Origin of the sequence: Arthrobacter sp. zg-Y895 (genome assembly GCF_020731025.1) — a bacterium.
Classification (GTDB): domain Bacteria; phylum Actinomycetota; class Actinomycetes; order Actinomycetales; family Micrococcaceae; genus Arthrobacter_B.
Genome location: NZ_JAJFZY010000010.1, coordinates 169,456 through 190,530, shown reverse-complemented (window position 1 = coordinate 190,530; position 21,075 = coordinate 169,456). Strand labels below are relative to the sequence as shown.

Here is a 21,075-nt window from a genome sequence, read left to right as displayed (position 1 = left end):
AAGGGTTACGGCGGTCATAGCGTGGGGGAAACGCCCGGTCCCATTCCGAACCCGGAAGCTAAGACCCACAGCGCCGATGGTACTGCATCCGGGAGGATGTGGGAGAGTAGGTCACCGCCGGACAATATTTAGTACAGAGGGTCAGGTCCCGCACCATTGGTGCGGGGCCTGACCTGTTTAACCGGTCTGACCTGCCGAGCGCCGCCAGGCAGAACCGCTGGCCGGCACCGGGCTGAACGCCGGCATAGGGGCGTGCTGGGTCAGATACTGTGTTTGTTCAGCACTGTGTTTATTCAGCACTGTGTTTATTCCGACACCCAGGACAAGCCCGGTAGCCTCACCGTGGTCAAAACCGCCTGGAAGACGCGGTAAGATTAAGGAGCAGAACCCGAAAGGGCAGCCTGTAATCAAAGACTTCCCGACGCATTTGCCGTCGGGGCTAGGGTTACGGCGGTCATAGCGTGGGGGAAACGCCCGGTCCCATTCCGAACCCGGAAGCTAAGACCCACAGCGCCGATGGTACTGCATCCGGGAGGATGTGGGAGAGTAGGTCACCGCCGGACATACGTTGGGATAAGGATCCGCACAAGGACGTGCGGGTCCTTATCTGTTTAACTTCACCTCCCGCCCCGCATTCCTCCAGTCGAGGCTCGACCCGCTGGGGCATGTGCGCGAGCATGGTCCGGTGGCCGGCGAAAACAGCAACAGCAAAGGCTTTGCCCGAGTTAATTCAGGTCCGGACCTGGACCGCACTATGTTCTTCAGCGACGCCGTCTTCGCCATCGCCATGACGCTGCTGGCCGTGGACATCCGGGTTCCCCAGGTGCCGGACAACGAGCTTGGGTCGGCCGTGGCTGCGCAGCTTCCGGAGTTCGGCGCTTACGTCCTGTCCTTTGTGGTGACCGCCGCCTATTGGCTTAGCCATCACCGGCTCTTCCGGCTCCTGAAGGGATTTACCGGCCGGCTGCAGCAGCTGAACCTGGTGCTGCTGCTGTTCGTCGCACTGCTGGGGTACGCCACCGACATGCTGGCGTTTTACGGAGACCAGGTGCTCGGCGTCGTGATTTATGCGGCGGCCCTGGGGCTTATCGGCACCGCGAATACCGGGCTGTGGATCTACTGCAGCCGTGTGGGCCTTTTCCGGGATGACGTGGATCCCCGGCTTCCGGCCTTCGCGCAGGTCCGTGCCCCGGTCACTCCTGCGGTTTTCCTGGCCTCGATTCCCATTGCCATCCTGTGGAGTCCGCAGGCGGCCAGCTGGTCCTGGCTGGGAATTGTCGTTATCAATGCCTTGCTCCACGGCCTCGGCCGCAGACGAACCGGCAAGGCCTAAGCTGCCCCTCAAATGACGTCGATTCGTTGGTTTGGGCCTGTGTCGGGTAGTCTTATATCTGCTTCTACGGGAGCAAGCCTGGAGGATTCGCCTAGCGGCCTATGGCGCACGCCTGGAACGCGTGTTGGGTTAACGCCCTCGGGGGTTCAAATCCCCCATCCTCCGCCAGGACAAAGAAATACCCCGGTCTTCGGACCGGGGTATTTCTTTTTGCCCGAACAGCTACCGCTCGGCCCGCAGCGCGGCACGCGTGGCTACCGCAATGGAGCCCAGCCCGAGTGCCGCCGTCGCACCTGCCAGGCCGAGGTACACGGCCGGCACGATCGTGGGCAGCGGCATCCCCGAGACGCTCACGGCGATTCCCATCAGCGGCGGCAGGGCCAGGACGGTGCCGATGACGACGGCGGCCGCGACTATCAGCAGGGACTCGGCTCCCATCATCCGCCGCAGCTGGGTATCCGACGCCCCCAGGGTCCGCAGCAGCAGCAGCTCCGGCCGGCGCCGCGCCGTCGCCATCACCAATGTGTTGACCACGGAAACGGCGAGGTACCCCAGCAGGACCAGCATCGCGATCACCGAAACCCATGAGTCGGCATCCCGTTGCGCGGCTCCGGCCGCCCCGAAGTCCTCCTTATCCAGGAGCGTCAGGCCCAGTCCGCTCACGGCCGAGGCCAGTTCTCCCGGATCGGTATCCCCCGCCGTGCTGACCAGCAAGTAGTCGTTCAACCCCGTTGTGGTGTGGCTGCGCAGAGTGTCATTCGCCACCGCCACATCCCCGAATCCCAGCCCCCGTTCGTAGGTGGCGACGACGACGGCGGTCGCCTCGGTTCCGTCCCCGTAGTAGAAGTCGAAGTCCTCGCCCACGGCCGTACCGGATTCCCGGGCCAGATCCACGCTCAGCGCCACGGTGTCGGCATCCGCCAGCCGGTCCAGCGCCCCTTCGTTTACATCCAGGTCCAGGGTTCCGTTCAAGTCCTCAGCGGCCAGCCCTTGTATGGCATAGGGCTGCACACCGTCTTCCATCCCCGCGAAGCCGGCCTTGGCAAGAACCGCGGAACGGGCCACCGGCGAGCTGGACTCCACCCCGGGCAGCTCCGCCACCTGGTCGGCGAGATCCTCGGACACTCCGGATCCCGGAGCGCTAACCAGATATCCGGCCACCACGCCGTCGCGGGACTGCCGCTCGGCTTCCGTTGCCACTGTGGCCGGCATAAAGAACTGCACGGACCCGAGCGCAATGGCCAGGGCGAGCGGAACGATTCCCGAGGCCAGCCGACGCGGGAAAGCGCTGGCGTTGGCCTCCGCCAGAGCCAGCGACGCGGAGGGGCTGCGGCGGACCAGCGGCTGCAGCAGTTTCAAGGCGCCCGTCACCAGCCACGGTCCCAGCAGGCCCGCGCCGATCATCAGGAGCAGGATGCTGGAGGCTGCCGACGCCAGGCCCGCAGTGCCTGGAACCGCAATCGGTACCAAGGCCGCAACCAGACCGGCGGCCAGCAGCGACAGTCCGGTGATGACGCGTCCGCGGCCCAGCCGGGAAGCCTCCGTCACGGAGTCCCGCAGGGCATCCGTCGGCGCCGCACGGACCGTGCCCCGCGCCGAGACGAGCGAGGCGCCCACTGCTGCGGCGACACTGATGGCCACTGCAGCCAGGGCCGGCAGCGGGCTGTAGGCCAGGACGAAGGATTCCGGAAGCACGCCGCCGGCAACGAACTGGTTGCCCAGGAACCAGGCCAGCAGGAAGCCGGGTGCCGCGCCCAGCACGGCGGCAGCGCTGGACACCAGGAGGACTTCACGCATCACGATGCCCAGGGTCTGGTTCGCTCCGGCCCCCACTGCGCGCAGCATCGCGAATTCCCGGCGCCGCGCCATGATGGACAGGGACAGGGTTCCCGCAGTCACAAAGACCGCGGTCATCACGGCCACACCCGCGAGCGAACCGCTGAGCAGCAGCAGCGTGGAGCGGGCGGCGGACCCGCCGAGATTCTCCACGTCTCCGCGGCGGTCCCCGGTATAGCCGACGACGTCGGCCACCTGCGCCTCGATATCGGCGGAGAGCTGCTCCGGCCGGACGCCGGATTCGGCGATCACGCCCACGGTGGCCACTGTGTCGCCGTGCGGCCACAGGGCCTGAGCCCCGGCGGTGCTCAGGAAAGCGGCGGGACCGGTGTCCACCCCCGACTCGGGAGCGGCGACGCCGGACACTGTGTACTCGGTCGGCTCCCCGCCGTGGGTGAAGGTGAGCGAGGTTCCCGGAGTTACACCGAAGGAGTCATCCACCACCACTTCGGTTGCTCCACGGGGAGCTTCCCCGGAGGTCAGTGTGTAGGGGGTCAGGGCCGCCGAGTCCCAGGCGGCGGCGGAAACCGCGGTACCGTCGGTGGCGGCCAGGGGGAGCTCGATGCTGCCCACGGCGCGTTCGACGCCGGGGACGGTTGCGATTTCGTTCACCGTTTCGGCGGGAAGCAGCACGCGCTCGGCGAAGGGGGCGTCCATGTCTTCGACCACGGGATGTGCCTGCGGCGCACCCACTACGACGTCGGCCCCCTGCAGGCGCTGCGGGGCAATGCCGCCGCGGGTTCCGGATTCAATGAGGACGCCCATCGCGGTGATGAGCGCGGCGCACAGGAACACGGCTACGAAAACCCCGGCGAATCCGCCGCGGTGGTGCCGGATGGATGCTCTGGCAAGAGAAAACATGTTAGCGCTCCCCGAGGTTGGCCATGCGTTCGCTGACGTCCTGGGCGGTGGCGCCGGTCATGCTGCCGTCGAGGCGCCCGTCCGCAAGGAAAATGACGGTGTCTGCGTGTCCGGCGGCCACGGGGTCGTGGGTCACCATAATCACGGTCTGTCCGAGCACGGAAACGGTGTGCCGCAGCAGGTCCAGCACCTGGCGTGCGGTGCCGGAGTCCAGGGCTCCGGTGGGTTCGTCCGCAAAGACGGCATCCGGGCGGGTGATGAGCGCCCGGGCGATGGCGGCCCGCTGCTGCTGGCCGCCGGAGAGTTCCTGCGGTTTCCGTTCACCCAGACCAGCCAGGCCGACGGCCTCCAGCACGTAGTCCAGCCAGACCTTGTCCGTTCCGCGTCCGGCCAGCAGCAGCGGCAGTGTCACGTTCCGTGCGACAGTCAGCTGGGGGAGCAGGTTGTAGGACTGGAACACAAAACCGACGTGGTCCCGGCGGAAGCGGGTCAGGGCCTTGCTGTGCAGCTTCGAGATTTCGGTGGTCCCCAGCAGTACCCGGCCGCTGTCGGGTGCGTCCAGTCCTGCCGCGCACTGCAGGAGCGTGCTTTTGCCGGAACCGGAAGGTCCCATGATGGCGGTGAAGGTTCCGGCCGGAACCGCCAGGGACACATCGCGCAGGGCGGGCACGCTGGTGTTGCCGGATCGGTAGCTCTTGGACACGCCCTGCAGCTGCAGGGCTGCGGGGCCGGAGAATTCGGAAGCGTCGGAGAACATCGGGTCATCCTTTGGTCGAGGGTGCGGGTTCGTGAAGTGAGCTGACTTGCTGACTTCGACGCTACGGATTCCGGAAACGCGATCCGATACAGCCAGTAGCCCGGTTTGGGGTATAGCTGGCTATACCGACAGCCTGATGGGGGTCGGGCATAATTCAACGGGTGAGACTTCCCAGCCGCGCCAAGACCCGTCTCCGGGATGCAGCCTTCCTTGTGCGCGAGGGCTGGTACTGGCTGGCGTCCCTGACCGTTTTGGTAGCCGGTATTGCGCTGCTTCCGTTCGTGGCGCTGGGGGTGGGCCTGTATGCGGTGCCTACCCTCCTGGACCTCCTGAACCGTTTGGCTGCCAGGGCGCAGGCCCGTTCGGCGACGTTCTCCTCCGCGGTCATTCCCTTTGACCGGCGCCGCCTCACGGGTAGGTATTCGTTTACCGAGTTGGCGGCCCTGCTGAGTGCTCCGGAAACGAAGCGGGACCTCTCCTGGCTGCTTTTCCACTGCGCATTTGCCGTACTGGCAGCGGCGCTGGCCCTGGCGCTTCCCTTCGGTGCGGTGCTTTACGTAACGGCGGCGCCCCTATGGCAGCTGTTCCCGCCGGACGCGCCGCTGGAACTGACCATCTTCGTCCGCAGCTGGGGTGATGCCGTCCTGATGATGCTGCTGGGACTCGTATACGCCGCAGGGGCATGGCTGCTGCTGCCCTGGCTGGCACGGCGGTTCAGTGAGGCGACCCTGGGGATCCTTTCCCCTCGCCGGTATGCGGATCTGGCCCGCCGCATTTCCGACCTCTCGGCGGCCCGGGCCAGCGCGCTGGCCGCCCACGCGGCGGAGCTGCGCCGGATCGAACGCGAACTGCACGACGGCGCGCAGAACCGGCTGGTCGGCGTCGTAATGATGCTGGGGCTGGCCCAGCGCGCGGCCGAAACCGACCCGGCGGCCGCCGTACCGTTCATCGGGCGGGCACAGGATGCCGCCTCCGAAGCACTCGCCGGGCTGCGCGCCGCGGTGCACGATATCTATCCGCCGGTCCTGGACGAACTCGGCCTGGGCGGTGCGGCCTCGGCCCTGACCAGCCGCTCGCCCATACCCTGCTCCCTGGACGTGGAGGGTCTGCTGCGCGCGCCGGCAGCAGTGGAATCGGCGGCATATTTTGTCCTGGCCGAAGCCCTGACCAATGCTGCGAAACACTCCGGCGCCTACCGGATCGACGTGGTCCTCCGCACGGAATCAACGGCTCGGGAGGACGTCCTGGTGATCCTGGTGAACGACGACGGCCGCGGCGGCGCGAGGGTGGATCCGACCATCGGGGCGCAGAGCGCAACTGACGCCAACGGCTCCGGCACCGGGCTGGCCGGGATTGCCCGGCGTGCAGCCGCGTTTGGAGGCAGGCTGGTGCTGAACAGCCCCGAAGGCGGACCGACGAACCTGAGAGTGGAGCTGCCATGCGCCTTTTAATCGCCGAAGATGATGCCCTGCTGCGGGCCGGACTGGAGCTGCTGCTGCGAGGTGAAGGCTTCGACGTGGTGGGCTCCTGGGACAACGCCGATGACCTGCTCGCGGCCTTCGAACCCGGCAGTGCCGACGGCGCCGTGCTGGACGTCCGGATGCCGCCGACCTTCACCAACGAGGGGCTGCGCGCCGCCCTGGAACTGAGGTCCCGGGTGCCTGAGTTCCCGGTGCTGGTCCTCTCCGCGTATGTGGAGGACCGGTATGCGAGCCGGCTGCTGGCCTCCGGCGCCCAGGGTGTGGGCTACCTGCTGAAGGAGCGGGTGGGCAACGTGGGGGAATTCGTGGACGGACTGCGGCGCGTAGCTGCCGGCGGCACCGTAATGGACCCGGAAGTCATCGCCCAGCTGTTCAGCCGGCGCAGCAACCAGGATCCCATCCGGTCACTGACCCCGCGCGAGTTCGAAGTGCTGGGGCTGGTGGCCGAAGGGCTGGGCAACACCGCCATTGCCTCGGCCATTTCCGTGTCCGAGACCGCGGTCAGCAAACACATCGGCAATATCTTCGCGAAGCTTGGGCTGGCCCAGTCGGACAGCGGCCACCGCAGGGTGCTGGCGACTCTGGCCTACCTCCGCTCCTGACCGGCGGGTGCCGCTTGTTTCGTCCCGGGTCTTGTTCGCGGACGGCACCGGTGACAAGGTGTGATGCACTATCACCGGGCGCAGGAGGGCACACGTGGGACATGGCGGCGGAAAGGTAGCGCTGATCACCGGTGCTTCGCGGGGAATCGGCCGGCGCGTGGCGGAGCGGCTCGCGGCGCAGGGGACCGCCGTCGTCGTCAGTTACCGCCGGAATGCCGAGCTGGCCAAGGAAGTGGTCACCACGCTGCAGGAACTCGGCGGCAGCGGCATCACGGTGCAGGCCGATGTGGAGAACCCCGAAGACATTGTCCGGTTGTTCGACGCCGCAGCGGACGAATACGGCCGGTTGGACTACTTCATCAACAACGCCGCCGCTGCCGCCTTCAAGAACGTGGTGGACCTGAAAACCCATCATCTGGACCGTGCGTACGCAGTGAACGTGCGGCCGTTTGTCCTCGGCGCGCAGGAAGCGGTGAAACTGATGGACGACGGCGGCCGGATAGTCGCGCTCACCAGTTACGGCAGTAGCCGGGCCTTCCCGACCTATGCCGCACTCGGCTCCTACAAGGCCGCAGTGGAGTCTTTTGTCCGGTTCATGGCGGTGGAATTCGGTCCCTACGGCATTAACGTCAACGCGGTGAACGGCGGGCTGATCGATTCCGATTCGCTGGACTACTTCTACTCCATGGACGGCATGGCGCCGATGGACAGCGTCATCTCCCGCCTGCCCAAACGCCGGCCCGGCACCGTGGATGAAATGGCCGCCGCGGTGGAGTTCCTGCTCTCCCCGGGAGCGGAGTACATCACCGGCCAGGTCCTGGCGGTCGACGGCGGTCTCTCGGTCATTGCCCCGCCGTTCCATTCCGACGCGTCCGGCCCGCCGGTCGCCCTGCCGGACCGGCCAACCCGGCCCACCCGAGGCGGCAGCCGGTAAGCGCGCCGTACGGACTGAAAGGAAGCATCAGTGAGCTACGATCCCGCCCGTTACCGGAACTACTTCGAACACTCCCTGACCTACGCGGCCGGTTTCGCACGCAACGTGGCCCGGTACGCGGACCGCGTTGCCCTCGCCGATCCGCCGACGGGCCGGGAATTCACGTACGCCCAGCTGGGCGACGCCGTGGACTCCGTAGCGCGCGCCCTGGCCGAGCGCGGCGTGGGCCGCGGGGACCGGGTGCTTTACCAGCTCTACAACGGCATCGAGTTCGCCCTGCTGTACCTGGCGACCCAGCGGCTGGGGGCTGTCAGCGTTCCGGTGAACTACCGGCTGGCGCCCGCTGAGACGGCGCATATCCTGCGGGACAGTGACCCGGCGGTGTTCGTTGTGGACGCCGAGCACACCGAGACTGCTGCGCAGGCGCTGGAGCTTGCCGGGGTGTCGCCGCTGGTCCTGGTGGCGGGCGCTCCCGACTCCGGGGCTTGGGGACTGGGGTCCGGGCATTTGGGGCAGGACTTCGACACCGCCGTCGAGCAGGCCGCCGGGGACCTGCCGGACCTCCCCGCGGACTTTTCCACCTTCGAGGAAAGCACCCGTTTCTACACCTCGGGCACCACGGGCATGCCCAAGGGGGTGCCGCTGCCGTCCATCGCCGAGCTGATGAGCGCGCACGACGTCATCATGCACTTTCCGCTCAGCCCGCAGGACCGCACCCTGAACATGACCCCGTGGTTCCACCGCGGCGGCCTGCACTCGGGCGGACCCAACCCGGTGTTCTACATCGGCGGATCCGTGGTGCCGCTGCGCAGCTTTAACCCGGCCACGGTGCTGGACTGGGTGGGGGAGCAGGGGCTGACGTATCTGATCGGCGCCCCGACCACGCTGGAGATGATCGCCGTCGAGCAGGAAAAGAACCCGCGGAACCTGGAGACGCTGCGCGGCATCGTCACCATGGGTGCACCGCTGGACCGCGCCGCCGCCATCCGGTACCAGGAGCTGCTTACCCCGCGGATCTTCAACGGTTACGGGACCACCGAGGGCTTCTGGAACACCTTCCTGCGGCCCGAGGATCTCCCCGCCCACGCCGGCAGTGCCGGACGCGCGTGCACGGACGACGACGTCGCCGTCGTCCGCGTGTTTGAAGGCCGCCGCGGGCAGCCGCACGAACTGGCCGCCCGGGACGGCAGCGAAATCGGCGAGGTGATCATGCGCTCGCCGAAATCCGGGTTCAGTTATGCCAACCTGCCCCACGTTGAGGAGGAGAAGTTCCACGACGGCTGGCTTTACCCCGGGGATATGGCCACCTGGGATGCGGAAGGCTACCTGACCATCATGGGCCGGACCGATGACATGATCATTTCCGGCGGGGAGAACATCCATCCCGTGCAGGTGGAAGCGGCCCTGGCGGACCACCCCGGCGTCCTCGAATCCGTGGTGGTGGGAGTGCCGGATGACCGGTGGGGCCAGCGCGTGGTGGCGTACGTGGTGCGCCGGGACGCGGAGCTCGACGCCGACGGGCTGGATGCGTTCTGTCTGGCCCATCCCGGGCTGGCCGATTTTAAGCGGCCCCGCGGCTACCGTTTTGTCGACGAAGTGCCGATGACCGCGACCGGAAAGAAGATGCATTACAAGGTGGCGGATTCCGCGGCGCAGGACTGGCTGGACGGCCGGATGCACGTACCGGCGCCGGTCCGGAAGGCGGAGTAGATGGACGAGCGCGTGGTCATCACCGGGATGGGGGCGGTGACGCCGCTCGGCGGTACCTGGGGCGAAACCTGGGCGGGACTGAAGGACGGGCGCAGCGGGATCGACAAGATCACTGCCTTCGATGCCTCCGAGTTCCCCACCCGGATTGCCGGGGAAGTGAAGAACTTTGATCCGGCGCAGTACCTGCCGGTCAAGCGGCTGCGCCGGTCCTCCCGTGCTTCCCAGCTGGCAGTGGCGGCCTCACGCGAGGCGGTGGCCGACGCCGGACTGGGACCTTCGCTGGAAGACACCGACGCGGCGGTAATCATCAACAGTGCTGTCTCCGGGTATCCGGAAATCCAGTCCGCCACGGAAATCTTCCACCGTGACGGGCTGCGGCCCATCAGCCCCAGCTTCGTGGCGTCGTCGTTGACGAATATGCCGGCCTGCGAGGTGGCCATCGATCTGGTAGTTCACGGTCCCGTGAACGCCAGCGCCCTGGCCTGCGCCAGCGGCACCTCGGCCCTGCTCGAGGCTCGCCGGACCCTGCTGGCCGGCGATGCGGATGTGGTGGTGGCCGGCGGAACCGATGCGGCCATAACGTCCGTGATGTTCGCCGGGCTCAGCGCGATGCGCGGATTGTCCCGGAACAACGATTCACCGCAGGAAGCCAGCCGTCCCTTCGATGCGGACCGGGACGGTTTTGTCTTCGCCGAGGGAGCCGTGGTGTGCGTGCTGGAACTGCTCAGCCATGCCCGTGCCCGCGGTGCCGAGGTGTACGCGGAGCTGCTGGGCGGCGCACTGACTTCCGATGCGTTCCACATTGTGGCTCCGGAACCCGGCGGACAGTATGCGGCCCAAGCCATCTGCCGCACCCTGGACCGGTCCCGCCTGAACCCCGAGGACGTGGACCTGATCTGCGCCCACGGAACCTCCACGCAGGCCAATGACCGGACCGAAACCAGAGCGCTGCACACCGCCTTCGGTGAGCATGCGCCGTCGCTTGCTGTCACGGCACCCAAGTCCATGACCGGCCACCTCATCGGTGCTGCGGGCACCCTCGGATCCCTGCTCTGCGTGATGGCCATCCGTGAAGGCGTCATTCCGCCCACGCTGAACTACACCACTGAAGACCCGGAGTGCGACCTGGACTATGTTCCCGGTGCTGCCCGCGAAGCACCGGTCCGCTATGCGCTCACCAACGCGTTCGGTTTCGGCGGGCAAAACGCCGTGGCGGCGTTTGGGTCGGTCTGAGGTGCGCCGGAGCTTACTCGCAGTAGGAGTCGAGCCCGGCCTCGTAAGCCTCCGGATAGAACTCGAGGGCCAGCTCGAATGTATCCTCACTCCACTCGGCGTCCCGGCCACTCCAGGCGGACGACATGTACGCCGTACTGAACTCGGGTTCCAGGCGGGAGTTCCAGATGTTCCGTTTTACCGGTGACGGATGCAGCCAACGGTCCGGTTCGCCGGTGCAGGCGGCATCCCAGTACCCCACAAGATCTTCATAGACCATACCGACGGCCAGCCTTCTGCCGTTATCCTTCGCGGCCTCATCGAGAACCCAGTCGGTGTACTGCTGGGCATGCTCCCGCACGCCGGGATCCACGATTTGATCGGTCTCGCGCTTTTGCCTGTAGGCCGCCGTCCCGCGGTGGTCGATGACGGCTTTTTCCCCCACCCGGTCCAGGTAGGCCTGGACTTCCGGCGACGTCATCACCGGGCTGTTCCAGAAGGCCTCGTAATCCTCCGCCGTCAGCTGCCCCGCGGCGTTGGGGTGCGTCTCCAAGGATTCCAGCAGCATATCTGCCTCATGGGTAACCGAGAACAGGAGGTTCATATCGCCCGGATGGCTGCTCTCCGGCGGTATCGGTAACTTGCAGAAACGGGGGAGGGCGGCTTCAAAGGCAGCCGGGTAGACCTTGGCCACCAGGCTGGTTGCCTGTCTTGTAGAGTCCTCCGATCCCAGCAGCGACAGGATTTGAGGCTGGGTGGTAGTCCAGTTTCGAATGGGATGCCCGTTGGCCTGGTAGGAGACGTCGTCCGTGTCCCAGCGGTGGCAGGTCTTTCTGGACAGCTGTGCCAAGTCGTCATAAACCGCACTCTTCGCACCCTGGACCGTGCCGTGTGAGACGAGCTCGGCTATCTCGTCCACGGCGGCTTGGGCGTTGGCACGTTTGGCTGGGTCTACGATCTGGTCCACGTTGTAGCCCATGTGCTTCACGTCCTCCTGGAGACGCGCCTTCCATCCCTCGTTGATGACGTCCAGCAGCGCAAGGGCCTCCGGGGTGTTCAGGGCAGGTTCAGCCCAGAAGGCCGCGTAGTCTTCCTCGCTGATGTCTGCGGGGAGCGGGTCTGACGCGTAATGCACAGTGCTGCGTGAGGTCACCACTACGTAGCCTTCCGCCCGGGAATCCTCGGCGGCCTCGGTATACGTTAAGTGCTCGACCCACAGATAGGCGGCAACAAGTGCAGCCGCCACAAAGAGGCTCACGACGATCTTCCGCAGCGGGATGACCCTGCGTTTCTGGGGCGGAGTCAGATAGTCGGGCAGCACGCTTGGATGTCCGCTCAACGTGCTGCCTCTCAGTAGGGGTTTGGTTCTCGCTGGGGAAGCCTACCGTACGGCCGAGGCAAGCTCCGGTTCGACGTTGGGCGTTGCTTCCTTCTCTGTCCGCCCGGCCCCCACGGCCTTCGCGGCCAGCCACACCGAGACGGCACCGAGGGCAAGTCCGGCGAACACGTCGAGGACGTAATGCCAGCCGAAGTAGACCGTGGCCAGGGTGGTCAGGAGTACGTAGATCCACATAACCCAGCGCGCCACCTTCGGCAGGCGGGTCAGGTGCGCCACCAATGCTGCCGTAAAGACGATGGATGTGTGCAGGGAAGCGAAGGCTGCAATGCCGTGGACCGCGTCGGTGGCTAGCGGATTCGCCAGCACTTCGATCCGGTTTTCATACAGGCTGTCCTGCAGGCCGGAGACTGCGGTTTCCGGCAGGTCGCTGAACGGGGCGGCGTCGTAGTAGACCGGACCCAGGGACGGCAGGGCGTAGTAGCTGACGGTGCCGAGGATCCAGTTGAAGGACAGGGCTGTGGCATACCAGGCCCCGCGCTGCAGGTTGTTGGACCACACCAGCGCCGCAGCGAGCGAGACCGGAACGAAGACCATAAAAAGCATGTAGACACCGGAGAGCAGGTCGGCGCTGAAACCGGTTCCCAGCAGTTCATGCAGGACGTCGCCGGGGTAGTTCCCTCCGGCCAGCCATTTGTCCGATTCCTCCAGCAGCCGGTCCGTCAGGTGGTCCTGCAGGAACGGCAGGAAGCTCTTGAGGTTCCGGTAGGACATGTACGCCAGGTAGAAGGTGATCAGTCCCGCCACGGCCACGGCCAGCCGGGGTCCGGACCAGCGCGTCCGCAGCACATCGGACGTGGCGGCTCCTACGCCGCCCAGCTCCCGGCGTCGAGCGAAGACCCGGGGCACGACGTCGGCGGCGATCATCAGGAGCACCATCAGCGGCAGGCGTACGTAACTCGGGCCCAGGAATCCTTCCGGATCCCGGACGGGCAGACCCGTCACGACGGCGGTCACCAGCATGACCACGGTAAAGATGACCGACACAATCAGGGGGACGCCGAAGAGGCGGCGCCAGGCAGGGCGGACGGAGCCGGCTTCGATAGTCATGAGATATTTTTATCCCACAATTGTCATAAACCTGTTATCGAGAGACCGCCACCCTCAGTATGCTTTCGATCACACAGGGGGCCTGTTTCCGCCGCCGTGGCCGGAAGCCGGAAGCCGGCGCTGGTAGTTGCCCGGTGGCCCTTCCCTTCCCTTCCGCGCAGCAGGCCGGACCGCTTCCGCTGGGCGGGCAGTCCGGCCTGTTCCGGGGATCTTGGTTGGGGGGTTCAGTCCCTACTTGTTCAGGGCCGCATCCAGCTGTTCCTGGATGGCGCCGTAATCCACGGAGTCCAGCTCCAACATCTTGTTATCGAGGATCAGCGAGGGGGTGCCGCGAAGCTGGAGGTCCTGGGCGTCCTCGAGGTCCCGGGCCACCCGGTCCTTAATGGCGTCCGACGTGTAATCGGCCTGGAACTTCTCCGTGTCCAGACCCAGGTCCTCCGCGTAGGAGACGAAGAGGTCATCGACGTCGCTCTCGTTCTTCCAGTCCTCCTGGTGCTCAAAGATGGACGCAGCCATCTCCTCCTGGGCGCCCTGTTCCGCGGCGGCTTCCACGGCCCGGGCAGCCGGCGCTGCGTTCTGGTGCTTGGGCAGCGGGTAGTTCCGCACGAGGATGCGGACATCATCTCCGTAATCGTTTTTGGCCTGCTGGATCAGCGTGTCCATCTGAGCGCAGTAGGGGCACTGGTAGTCCGTAAACAGCACCAGGGTGGCTTTGGGGTCTGCGGGGTCGGTGATTGCCCTCGCATCCGCGGGAGCCACCTGCTCCATGCGGTCAGCCGGGATGGAAGTTTCCGCCGACGGGCTTGCTTCTGCCGTGGCGGTGCCTCCCGGCGATTCGGAATCCGACGCCGCACAGGAGACCAGGGTGCCGACTGCGAGCAGCCAGGCAATCAGCAGGGCGAGGATGCTCTTGCGCATAGTTCCTTCCGGTGAAGTGTCAGGGTTCGCGGTTCGGCGCGCTCTGAAGCCTCCAACGGCGGTGCCGGCATGAAGTGATGGCTGCCGTGAGGCGATGTCCCACCCGTGAAGCGGTGTCCACCCGTGAGGCTCAGGCTGCGCCCACTATCTTTGATGCTCCCACCGGATTGGACCGTCCGGTAGCCTGCAATCCGGCATGGGTTTATATGCTTTTGATATGGCTCAGGCGTGGCCGAACCTTTCGGTGCTGGAACTGTTCGTTGCCGTGGTGGACGAGGGCAGCGTGGCTTCCGGGGCGCGGAAACTGGGCATGGCCCAGCCCAATGCGAGCCGGGCTATTGCCGAGTTGGAAGCGGATCTGAAGACTCCCCTGCTTGAGCGCAGCCCGCGCGGTTCGGCGCCGACGGCAATGGGACTTCTGCTGGCGGACTCGGCCCGGGAGCTGTTGGAGGCTGCGCGGCGCTTCAACAGTACGGTGAATTCCAGCCGTAGCGGAGAGACGTTGGAACTCCGAGTGGGTGCCAGCCTCACCATTGCGGACATGCTGTTGCCGGCCTGGCTTGCCGAACTGAAGCGCCGGCTGCCGCAGGCCCGCCTTGATATGCAGGTGGAGAACTCGGCGCAGGTCATTGAGGAAGTGCAGCGGGGCACCCTCCAGCTGGGGTTTGTGGAGACTCCGAACCTTCCGGTGGGGCTGAACGCCCTGGTGGTCCGCGAGGATGAGCTGGTGGTGGTGGTCGGTCCGAATCACGAATGGGCCAACCGGACCCGGATCGGTTTGCAGGAACTGGCGGAAACCCCACTGGTGGTTCGGGAACCAGGGTCCGGTACCCGCGAGGCGCTGCAGGAGGTACTTGCCGGGTACGACGTCGTCGAGCCGGCCCAGGTGCTCAGCAGCAATGCTGCGGTACGGGTTGCTGTCGCTGCCGGAGCCGGCCCCGCCGTGTTGAGCGAACTGGTGGTTCGCGACCAGCTTGCCAGCGGGGAGCTGCTGCGGGTTCCCTTTGAAGGAGAGGGAATCAGCCGTCCCCTGACTGCCATCTGGTCCGGTCCGCGTCGACTGACCGGTGTCGCGGCCGAGCTTGTGGCCGTGGCTGCCGGGCGAACGTAGGTGCTTTCGGGCGGCGCGGGAGTCATTGACGCTAGAGTGCGATCCATGACATTGGGGGATGCCACACCGAACGCGGTCCGCCGGCCGTGGGCGTTCGCCGCGGTGTGCGTGATGGTGGTGACCCTGCCGCCCATGATGTTTGCCTTAGGCGGCTCGGTGATCGGGCTGCTTCTGGCGTACATAGCCGTTTACCTCCTGATCGGGGTCTGCATCTTCGGCCCGGCTAGGAAGTTCCCGTCGCTGCGGCAGGCCGTGGGGTTCCTACTGCCGGGCGTTTTACTCACGCCCTTGGCGCTATTGGACCTGGGCTACTGGGCGGGCGGCTGGCTGCTCGGGCTCCCGGCATGGGGCCTGCTTTTGAGCAGGTGGACACGGGAGAACCCACTCCGGGTGCTGCAGGTGTTGAAGTTCCTCGGCCTGCTGGCGCTGGGACTGGTGGTCTTCACGGTAAATCAGCTCTACCCGCTCCCCAGCCTGGGCCTGTTCCTGCTGCCTGTCATTCCCCTGATCCGGCTGGCCTACCCGGAGTACCGGGCCAGGCCGCTGCAGGCCGCCGTAGAGATCCTACTTGCTGTGGCTACCGTGTGGATTGCTTTCGTTATCCCGACTCCGGAAGGCTTGTGGTCCTCGGCCTGGACCCTCGCTGGCGGGGCAGCAACAGTCGGATTGATGATCGCCTTCTGGGCGCGGGGGATCCCCAGCCGATCTCGACGGCTCCTGCTACGTGAAGGGCCAATCGGCTAGGGGCCCTGCATGTTGCCCTGACTAGGACCGGGCCTGCCTAGAACGGCGGTGCCTGTTCCTGCAGGGGCTCGTTGTCCTGATGGTCTGCTCGCGGGTCTGCCGCCGGACCCGGTGGACCCAGTTCCAGGAATGGCTCGGTGCGGTAGGTACATCCGGTCGGTGAAGTCCACTCGATTACCCCGGGCGTCGGTTGGCAGGCTTTCCAGAAACCCAGAGTCTTGAACCGGTGGTGCCGTCGGCAGAGGTGTTCCAGGTTTCCGTGGTCCGTAGGCCCACCGTGGGCCCAGTCGACGGTGTGGTCGATGTCCGCGTTCGCGGTGCTGACCCGGCAGCCGGGGAACCGACAGGTTCCGTCCCTTGCGCGGAGCCAGCGTCTGAGGCCTGCCGGGACTTTTCGACGCCGTCCCACACCGAGGATTTCTCCTGACTGCGGGTCCTGCGCCAGTCCGGTCCAGCCGACGGCGTGGCGGGCCAGCCGTCGGGCCTCCTCTGCGCTGATGGGTCCGTAGCCGTGCAGCTCAGCGGGCTGATCGTCGGCGCCGAAGAGGGTTTCGGCGCTGATCAGGACCATGATTTCTGCCCGCGGGATAATTCCTTCGTCTGGTCCAGCCTCATATCCGAGGTGCTCGCCGCCGGAAAATCCAACGTGGCTGTCGTTCCCGGTGGCTCCTCCTGTGTGTTTGGATCCGCCGGCTTGCTCGCCGTCGTGTCCACCTCCGCCGTCGTGCCCGCCTCCGTGGTCGTGCCCTCCTCCGCCGTCGTGCCCACCTCCGGGCTTGGTTCCGGTCCCGCGTGGGGCTCCGGTCGCGGCGACAAGTCTGCCGCCCATCAGCAACTGGGCCAGAATGTCTGAGCGCAGCTGATCCGTGGTGCGGGAATCGCCGGCCACCTGTTCGCCGCGGGCTGCCGTGCTGAGTGCTGTGTAGATCTGCTGGGCTTCCGCCGCACGCAGGTGCGCTGAAAGACGGGACATTCCGTCCTCTTCCCGGTCCAGGGCGACCTTGCGCTGTTCGAACGCGGTCAGATGTCGTTTGCTGACGGTGTCCGGAAACTTCCTCTCACGCAGCCGCCGGGCCTTGCAAGAGAACTGCGCCCGGGTCTGTCCCTCCGCTGCCTTCAGCAGGTCTGCCTCAAACTCAGGAAGCTTCGAGGCGGGAACATTCCGGCACTGGTCCAGCACCATCTGGGCGTGCTGATAGCTAAGATTCCCTTCCTCCAAGCCGGTCAGGGTGGCGGTATGGGTACTGCACAGACTGAGTGCTTCGCTCATCATCCGCTGACCAGCGACCTGCGGAACATTCAAAATGGCGGCGCACTCGGAAGCCGCGAGGCTGAACGCGATCCCGGGTTCGAGCCTCCCCGAAGCGGCATGGAAGTCCTCCCGGAAGACCACTTCCATGCGGTTCAGCAGGCGGGCCTGCAGCGCCTGCACCCAGGACATCAAATGGGCCATGCGGGACAGGGCTTCACCGACCGCGTGTTCGTCAAAGGCCTCAAGGTTCTGCAACGCCAATGTTCCGGTGAAACCGTCCGGGAAGCCGCCGGTAGCCTCTCCGTCCGGACCCACGCGGCCAGCGACTTCAGGTTCTGTAGATGCGGTTTCTGCGTCGTCGGTGGAAGTGGCCTCGGCGTCGTCCCCGGGAATCGTGGCAGTCGAAGTGTCGGCACTCGAATCAGCCCTCCCGGCAGGCTCGGATACGGTAAGTTCCGCCCGGTAGACCGACACGCTGCAGGGCTGGCGCAGCGGCTCGGCACCACTGGCCGGCCCTTCCGGCTGCTGGTTCTCACTGCCTGGCTCTTCGGTTACCCGTTCGGTGTTTCCGAGCTGATCCATACCTCAGGATTTCATCCGGCACTGACATTTCAGCCCCAAAATCAGGCCGAAAACGGAGGTCTAGAAAACTTGAAATACCCGTCTTTCAAACGCAATTACCTACCCGCACACCCACAAAACCTCGAGCTCCGCAGCGGCCTCCGTTCCGGAACGAAGGCCGCGCTTGTGGCGGTGGCCGCCGGTCGAACGTAGGCGTTTACCGGGCAGCAAGGGGACCATAGACGGTGAACCGGGGCGGCAACTGGTCTTGTTTCCGCCCCGGGGCCCACCGTTCGCTGAAGTCCGGGGCAGCCATTCTCCCACGCGTTTTTAGTGCAGGGCGGCCGCTGCCTGGACTGGTTCGGCACCGAGCTGGTTTCCGGCGTCGTCGGTCTGGGCATCTGCGACGGTTTCAGCGTCGGCCGGCTTGGGGATCAGGAAGGAAACGGCCAGAGCCAGGAGCAGGATGACCAGACCGGCTGTGACGCCGCCGGTGTAACCCTCGGTGCCGGTGCCGTCCGGGGTGGTGGTTGCGGTCTGCACGGCGTAGATCACGGCGAAGCTCAGCCCCGCACCCAGATTGAAGGCTCCGGCGTTCAGGCCCGGGAGGAAACCGGGGTTCTCCTTCGGGGAGAGCATCACGCCCAGGCCGCTGAGCATGACATTGCTAATGCCGGCGTAGGTGATGCCGATCAGGATGGAGACGGCCAGCAGGCCCAGCCGGGAATCGCTGCCGATAACCGGGAGCATCAGGGCCAGGGCGATCACGGAGCCGATTGTGCCGATCCGCATCACCTTGGCGTAACCCCAGCTGCCCGCGAGGCGGCCGGCAAACGGGCCAATAACCAAGCCCGCGAGGGCGTACGGCGTGAGGGTCCACCAGGCGGATACCTCCGCGCCCATCCCAAAGCCGACAACGCCGTCCTGGGCCAGGGCAGGAAGGATGCCGTTCATAACGGCGAAAACTCCGGTCATGGTCAGCAGCGTGGTCAGCAGCAGTGCCCAGGTGGAGCGCTGCTTCAGCAGATAGGTGGCGATCAGGGGGTGGGCGGTGCGGTTCTCCACCTTCCAGAAGGCGGCGAAGGCGACGACGGCAACGACGATCAGTCCGCCCACCAGAGGCCAGTTGGCTGCGGCCAGTTTGCCGGCTTCGTTGAAGGCGGTCAGCAGGGTGCCCACGGAGATCACCAGCGGGACAACGCCCACCCAGTCCATCTTTTCCTTGACCATGGAAACGGATTCGGGCACGGCGACGATGACCAGTGTGCACGCGATGGCGCCTGCGATGGCCATAACCCAGAACACCGAGGCGAAGCCGTGATTCTGCGCCAGGTAGCCGCCGGCGATGGCGTCGACGCCGGCAATGCCGCCGTTGACTGCAGTCAGCACGCCCAACAAGGTGCCGTAGCGTTTGGGCTCCCGCACCTCGACCCGCAGCATGATCAGGGACAGGGCAATCGTCGGTCCGGCGACGCCCTGGATCAGGCGGGCAAGGAACAGAACTTCGATACTCTGCGCCAGAGCTGCCACTACGGAGCCGATGGTCAAGGCCAGGATCATCCCGCCAAGGACCTTCTTGCGGCCGATGATGTCCCCCAGCCGCGGCAGGAAGAGGCAGAACAGCGCGGCGGAGGTGAAGAATGCCGTCTGGGTCAGGGCGACGGCCGCAGAGGTCGTGTTCAGCTCTTTCTCAACCGTGACCAGTGCGGGGGAGAGCATGGAAGCGTTCAGCTGGAATGCCATGCAGGCAGCCAGAAGCGCCGTCATCAATGCGGTTACATTGACGCGGCGCTGGGTGATTTCACTCACGGGTCTATCTCACCAATTCAGTTGAAGGCGCCCATGGCCCCAGTACGTCGTAACAGGAAGGCCTCGGAAGAATGGACGCTTGGTTAACAATAATATCGCCCTCTGAGACAGATTTCTCTGGAATGCCCTGTTTGCTGGACAACAAGGGATCGTGGGAGCTGCGGATGGCGATATTTGTCTGTAAGCGCCCAAGGACGACGACGCCGGCCGGCAGGCCGACGCAGGGCGTCTGGACTTCCGTGCGGCGGCTCGGACTGCCCGGCAGAACCCTACTGCCCGGTGGAAAGCCGCCCGATCCGCTCGCGGGCGGACCGTTCGCTGGGTCCCTGCGGGCCGAGCCCAAGCCGGATGACACCCAAGACAAGTTTCACGGGAAACTTCACCGGCAACGGAACCGGCCCCAGATGCGGAGCCCGCAGCCCCAGCAGTTCCCGGTGCCGCGGTTCCAGGCTGGCCACCGCCCCGGCAAAGAGCACCCGGTACCCGAACCGTTGGTTGCCCGGCAGCGGCGGACGCTTCAGGAACGACAGGGCTTCGTTCACATAGCCGCTGCTGCGCAGCTGGGTATCGTAGCCGGCCATCTGCTTGCGCAGTTCGGCTTCGGAACGCGGCGGATCTGGGATGCCCATCAGCTCACCCGCCACCGCCCACTCCGCCACATAGGCATCAGCCCCGCCCGGAATCGGTCCGCCGTAACGCTGGTGCGAGGAGAGGAACGCGTCGGTGAAGGCCAGATGGACCCAGCGGGCAATCTCGGGATCGTTGGCTGAATACGGCTGCACCGCGCCGTCGGCGTCCGTATAAGTGCCGTGCACGCGTTCGTGCAGCCGCAGCACCCAGTCCGAGCCCGCCTTCGCAGCGGCCGTGTCCCCGTAGGTGACGGTGAAGATCCAGCGGATGGTTCCGGCAAGCCTGCCCAGCGGATCCGACCGATAATCGGAGAAATCATGCACCCCGGCCATCGCCCCGGGGTGCAGAGCCTGGAGCAGCAGCGCGCGGATGCCGGCAATGATCGGCGTCATCGAGCCATGCACCGCCCACACGGCGGACTCCGGACCGAAGTGCCCGACGTCGTCGCCCTCCGCCAGGTCGAGCTCCCACTGCGGGATCTCGGCGGCGTTGTTGCTGAACGTGCCGATCAGCTGGCGGCGCCACGACGCGATCGACCGGGGAGGAGAAAAGACGCTCATCTTCCCCAGTGTCCATCCGTCCGGATCGCTTGCCTAGTGCCCCTAGTGCCCCTAGTGCCTGGTGCCCCTTGTGACCGCTGGGTGGCCGGTACTGCCGGCCCGCAGGCTACGGACGGGAGCCGTAATCCGGTCCTCCGTCACGCTGGTGCCGCTGGAAGGCCAGCACCGGGGCCGCTGCGAAGAACAGCAGCGCAGCGAGCCACAGAATGCCCGCAATGTTCCCCAGCGGCCCTAACGTGGCAAGAAGAATGCAGGCAACGCCGGCTAGCATCACGGCGTTTACCGCGTACTTGTCTTTCATGTCATTACCTTTCATAC

The 21,075-nt window shown here is 65.9% G+C and carries 17 protein-coding genes, 1 tRNA gene and 2 rRNA genes; 11 read left to right on the top strand and 9 right to left on the bottom strand.

The genetic code is table 11. The features are described from left to right. Nucleotides 1-6: 6 nt before the first annotated feature. The 4 genes from rrf (LJ760_RS15265) to LJ760_RS15250 all read left to right on the top strand — a co-directional run bounded on the left by rrf (LJ760_RS15265) (nucleotide 7) and on the right by LJ760_RS15250 (nucleotide 1,501). A 5S ribosomal RNA gene (gene rrf / locus LJ760_RS15265) occupies nucleotides 7-123 on the top strand. Nucleotides 124-446: 323 nt separating this feature from the next. After that, nucleotides 447-563: ribosomal RNA gene (gene rrf / locus LJ760_RS15260) — 5S ribosomal RNA — on the top strand. Nucleotides 564-685: 122 nt separating this feature from the next. After that, nucleotides 686-1,333, top strand: coding sequence for a TMEM175 family protein (locus tag LJ760_RS15255; RefSeq protein ID WP_227924178.1), 648 nt, complete (start codon nucleotides 686-688; stop codon nucleotides 1,331-1,333). Between the two features lie 80 nt (nucleotides 1,334-1,413). Further along, nucleotides 1,414-1,501: transfer RNA gene (locus LJ760_RS15250), tRNA-Ser, on the top strand. Between the two features lie 54 nt (nucleotides 1,502-1,555). On the opposite strand, the gene LJ760_RS15245 is transcribed toward LJ760_RS15250, so the two are convergent. Together LJ760_RS15245 and LJ760_RS15240 are read right to left on the bottom strand one after the other, a co-directional pair. Beyond that, a complete protein-coding gene (locus tag LJ760_RS15245) occupies nucleotides 1,556-4,030 on the bottom strand; it encodes an ABC transporter permease (protein WP_227924177.1) in 2,475 nt (824 codons plus the stop codon). A 1-nt stretch (nucleotide 4,031) separates the two neighbouring features. Then, nucleotides 4,032-4,787 (bottom strand): ABC transporter ATP-binding protein, encoded by a 756-nt coding sequence (locus tag LJ760_RS15240; RefSeq protein ID WP_227924176.1) that lies wholly within the window; start codon nucleotides 4,785-4,787, stop codon nucleotides 4,032-4,034. 161 nt (nucleotides 4,788-4,948) lie between these two features. Between LJ760_RS15240 and LJ760_RS15235 the strand changes: the two genes are divergently transcribed. The 5 genes from LJ760_RS15235 to LJ760_RS15215 all read left to right on the top strand — a co-directional run bounded on the left by LJ760_RS15235 (nucleotide 4,949) and on the right by LJ760_RS15215 (nucleotide 10,747). After that, on the top strand, nucleotides 4,949-6,238 hold the full coding sequence (locus LJ760_RS15235; RefSeq protein WP_227924175.1) for a sensor histidine kinase: 1,290 nt from the start codon (nucleotides 4,949-4,951) through the stop codon (nucleotides 6,236-6,238). After that, the gene (locus LJ760_RS15230; protein ID WP_227924174.1) at nucleotides 6,226-6,870 is read left to right on the top strand and encodes a response regulator; all 645 of its coding nucleotides are present in this window, start codon (nucleotides 6,226-6,228) and stop codon (nucleotides 6,868-6,870) included. The genes LJ760_RS15235 and LJ760_RS15230 overlap by 13 nt, the downstream gene beginning before the upstream one ends. Before the next feature lie 94 nt (nucleotides 6,871-6,964). After that, nucleotides 6,965-7,804 (top strand): SDR family oxidoreductase, encoded by an 840-nt coding sequence (locus tag LJ760_RS15225; protein WP_227924173.1) that lies wholly within the window; start codon nucleotides 6,965-6,967, stop codon nucleotides 7,802-7,804. Nucleotides 7,805-7,834: 30 nt separating this feature from the next. Beyond that, complete coding sequence (locus LJ760_RS15220; protein WP_227924172.1) at nucleotides 7,835-9,514, top strand: class I adenylate-forming enzyme family protein; 1,680 nt, start codon at nucleotides 7,835-7,837, stop codon at nucleotides 9,512-9,514. Next, nucleotides 9,515-10,747: a beta-ketoacyl-[acyl-carrier-protein] synthase family protein gene (locus LJ760_RS15215; protein ID WP_227924171.1), complete on the top strand. Its 1,233-nt coding sequence runs from the start codon at nucleotides 9,515-9,517 to the stop codon at nucleotides 10,745-10,747. 13 nt (nucleotides 10,748-10,760) lie between these two features. On the opposite strand, the gene LJ760_RS15210 is transcribed toward LJ760_RS15215, so the two are convergent. The 3 genes from LJ760_RS15210 to LJ760_RS15200 form a co-directional block, all read right to left on the bottom strand. Beyond that, on the bottom strand, nucleotides 10,761-12,065 hold the full coding sequence (locus LJ760_RS15210) for a hypothetical protein (RefSeq protein ID WP_227924170.1): 1,305 nt from the start codon (nucleotides 12,063-12,065) through the stop codon (nucleotides 10,761-10,763). 42 nt (nucleotides 12,066-12,107) lie between these two features. Then, nucleotides 12,108-13,172: a phosphatase PAP2 family protein gene (locus tag LJ760_RS15205; RefSeq protein WP_227924169.1), complete on the bottom strand. Its 1,065-nt coding sequence runs from the start codon at nucleotides 13,170-13,172 to the stop codon at nucleotides 12,108-12,110. A 231-nt stretch (nucleotides 13,173-13,403) separates the two neighbouring features. After that, nucleotides 13,404-14,090 carry a DsbA family protein gene (locus tag LJ760_RS15200; RefSeq protein ID WP_227924168.1) on the bottom strand — a complete coding sequence of 229 codons (687 nt, stop codon included), beginning with the start codon at nucleotides 14,088-14,090 and terminating at the stop codon, nucleotides 13,404-13,406. 217 nt (nucleotides 14,091-14,307) lie between these two features. Here LJ760_RS15200 and LJ760_RS15195 point away from each other — a divergent pair, with 217 nt between their 5' ends. After that, a complete protein-coding gene (locus LJ760_RS15195; protein ID WP_227924167.1) occupies nucleotides 14,308-15,201 on the top strand; it encodes a LysR family transcriptional regulator in 894 nt (297 codons plus the stop codon). Nucleotides 15,202-15,246: 45 nt separating this feature from the next. Continuing rightward, nucleotides 15,247-15,945 (top strand): hypothetical protein, encoded by a 699-nt coding sequence (locus tag LJ760_RS15190; protein ID WP_227924166.1) that lies wholly within the window; start codon nucleotides 15,247-15,249, stop codon nucleotides 15,943-15,945. 37 nt (nucleotides 15,946-15,982) lie between these two features. On the opposite strand, the gene LJ760_RS15185 is transcribed toward LJ760_RS15190, so the two are convergent. From LJ760_RS15185 to LJ760_RS15170, 4 genes are all read right to left on the bottom strand, one after another. Beyond that, a complete protein-coding gene (locus LJ760_RS15185) occupies nucleotides 15,983-17,779 on the bottom strand; it encodes an HNH endonuclease signature motif containing protein (protein ID WP_227924165.1) in 1,797 nt (598 codons plus the stop codon). Nucleotides 17,780-18,088: 309 nt separating this feature from the next. Then, nucleotides 18,089-19,567 (bottom strand): uridine transporter UriT, encoded by a 1,479-nt coding sequence (gene uriT, locus LJ760_RS15180; RefSeq protein ID WP_331460733.1) that lies wholly within the window; start codon nucleotides 19,565-19,567, stop codon nucleotides 18,089-18,091. A gap of 269 nt (nucleotides 19,568-19,836) precedes the next feature. Then, nucleotides 19,837-20,757: an oxygenase MpaB family protein gene (locus tag LJ760_RS15175; RefSeq protein WP_227924164.1), complete on the bottom strand. Its 921-nt coding sequence runs from the start codon at nucleotides 20,755-20,757 to the stop codon at nucleotides 19,837-19,839. Between the two features lie 106 nt (nucleotides 20,758-20,863). Then, on the bottom strand, nucleotides 20,864-21,058 hold the full coding sequence (locus LJ760_RS15170; protein ID WP_227924163.1) for a hypothetical protein: 195 nt from the start codon (nucleotides 21,056-21,058) through the stop codon (nucleotides 20,864-20,866). Nucleotides 21,059-21,075: the final 17 nt, after the last annotated feature.

Excerpts from the sequence above, each read along its gene's own strand:
- LJ760_RS15245 (WP_227924177.1), bottom strand. The coding sequence starts at position 4,030 with ATGTTTTCTCTTGCCAGAGCATCCATCCGGCACCACCGCGGCGGATTC.
- LJ760_RS15240 (WP_227924176.1), bottom strand. The coding sequence starts at position 4,787 with ATGTTCTCCGACGCTTCCGAATTCTCCGGCCCCGCAGCCCTGCAGCTG.
- LJ760_RS15230 (WP_227924174.1), top strand. The coding sequence starts at position 6,226 with ATGCGCCTTTTAATCGCCGAAGATGATGCCCTGCTGCGGGCCGGACTG.
- LJ760_RS15215 (WP_227924171.1), top strand. The coding sequence starts at position 9,515 with ATGGACGAGCGCGTGGTCATCACCGGGATGGGGGCGGTGACGCCGCTC.
- LJ760_RS15205 (WP_227924169.1), bottom strand. The coding sequence starts at position 13,172 with ATGACTATCGAAGCCGGCTCCGTCCGCCCTGCCTGGCGCCGCCTCTTC.
- LJ760_RS15200 (WP_227924168.1), bottom strand. The coding sequence starts at position 14,090 with ATGCGCAAGAGCATCCTCGCCCTGCTGATTGCCTGGCTGCTCGCAGTC.
- LJ760_RS15195 (WP_227924167.1), top strand. The coding sequence starts at position 14,308 with ATGGCTCAGGCGTGGCCGAACCTTTCGGTGCTGGAACTGTTCGTTGCC.
- LJ760_RS15190 (WP_227924166.1), top strand. The coding sequence starts at position 15,247 with ATGACATTGGGGGATGCCACACCGAACGCGGTCCGCCGGCCGTGGGCG.
- LJ760_RS15185 (WP_227924165.1), bottom strand. The coding sequence starts at position 17,779 with ATGGATCAGCTCGGAAACACCGAACGGGTAACCGAAGAGCCAGGCAGT.
- LJ760_RS15175 (WP_227924164.1), bottom strand. The coding sequence starts at position 20,757 with ATGAGCGTCTTTTCTCCTCCCCGGTCGATCGCGTCGTGGCGCCGCCAG.
- LJ760_RS15170 (WP_227924163.1), bottom strand. The coding sequence starts at position 21,058 with ATGAAAGACAAGTACGCGGTAAACGCCGTGATGCTAGCCGGCGTTGCC.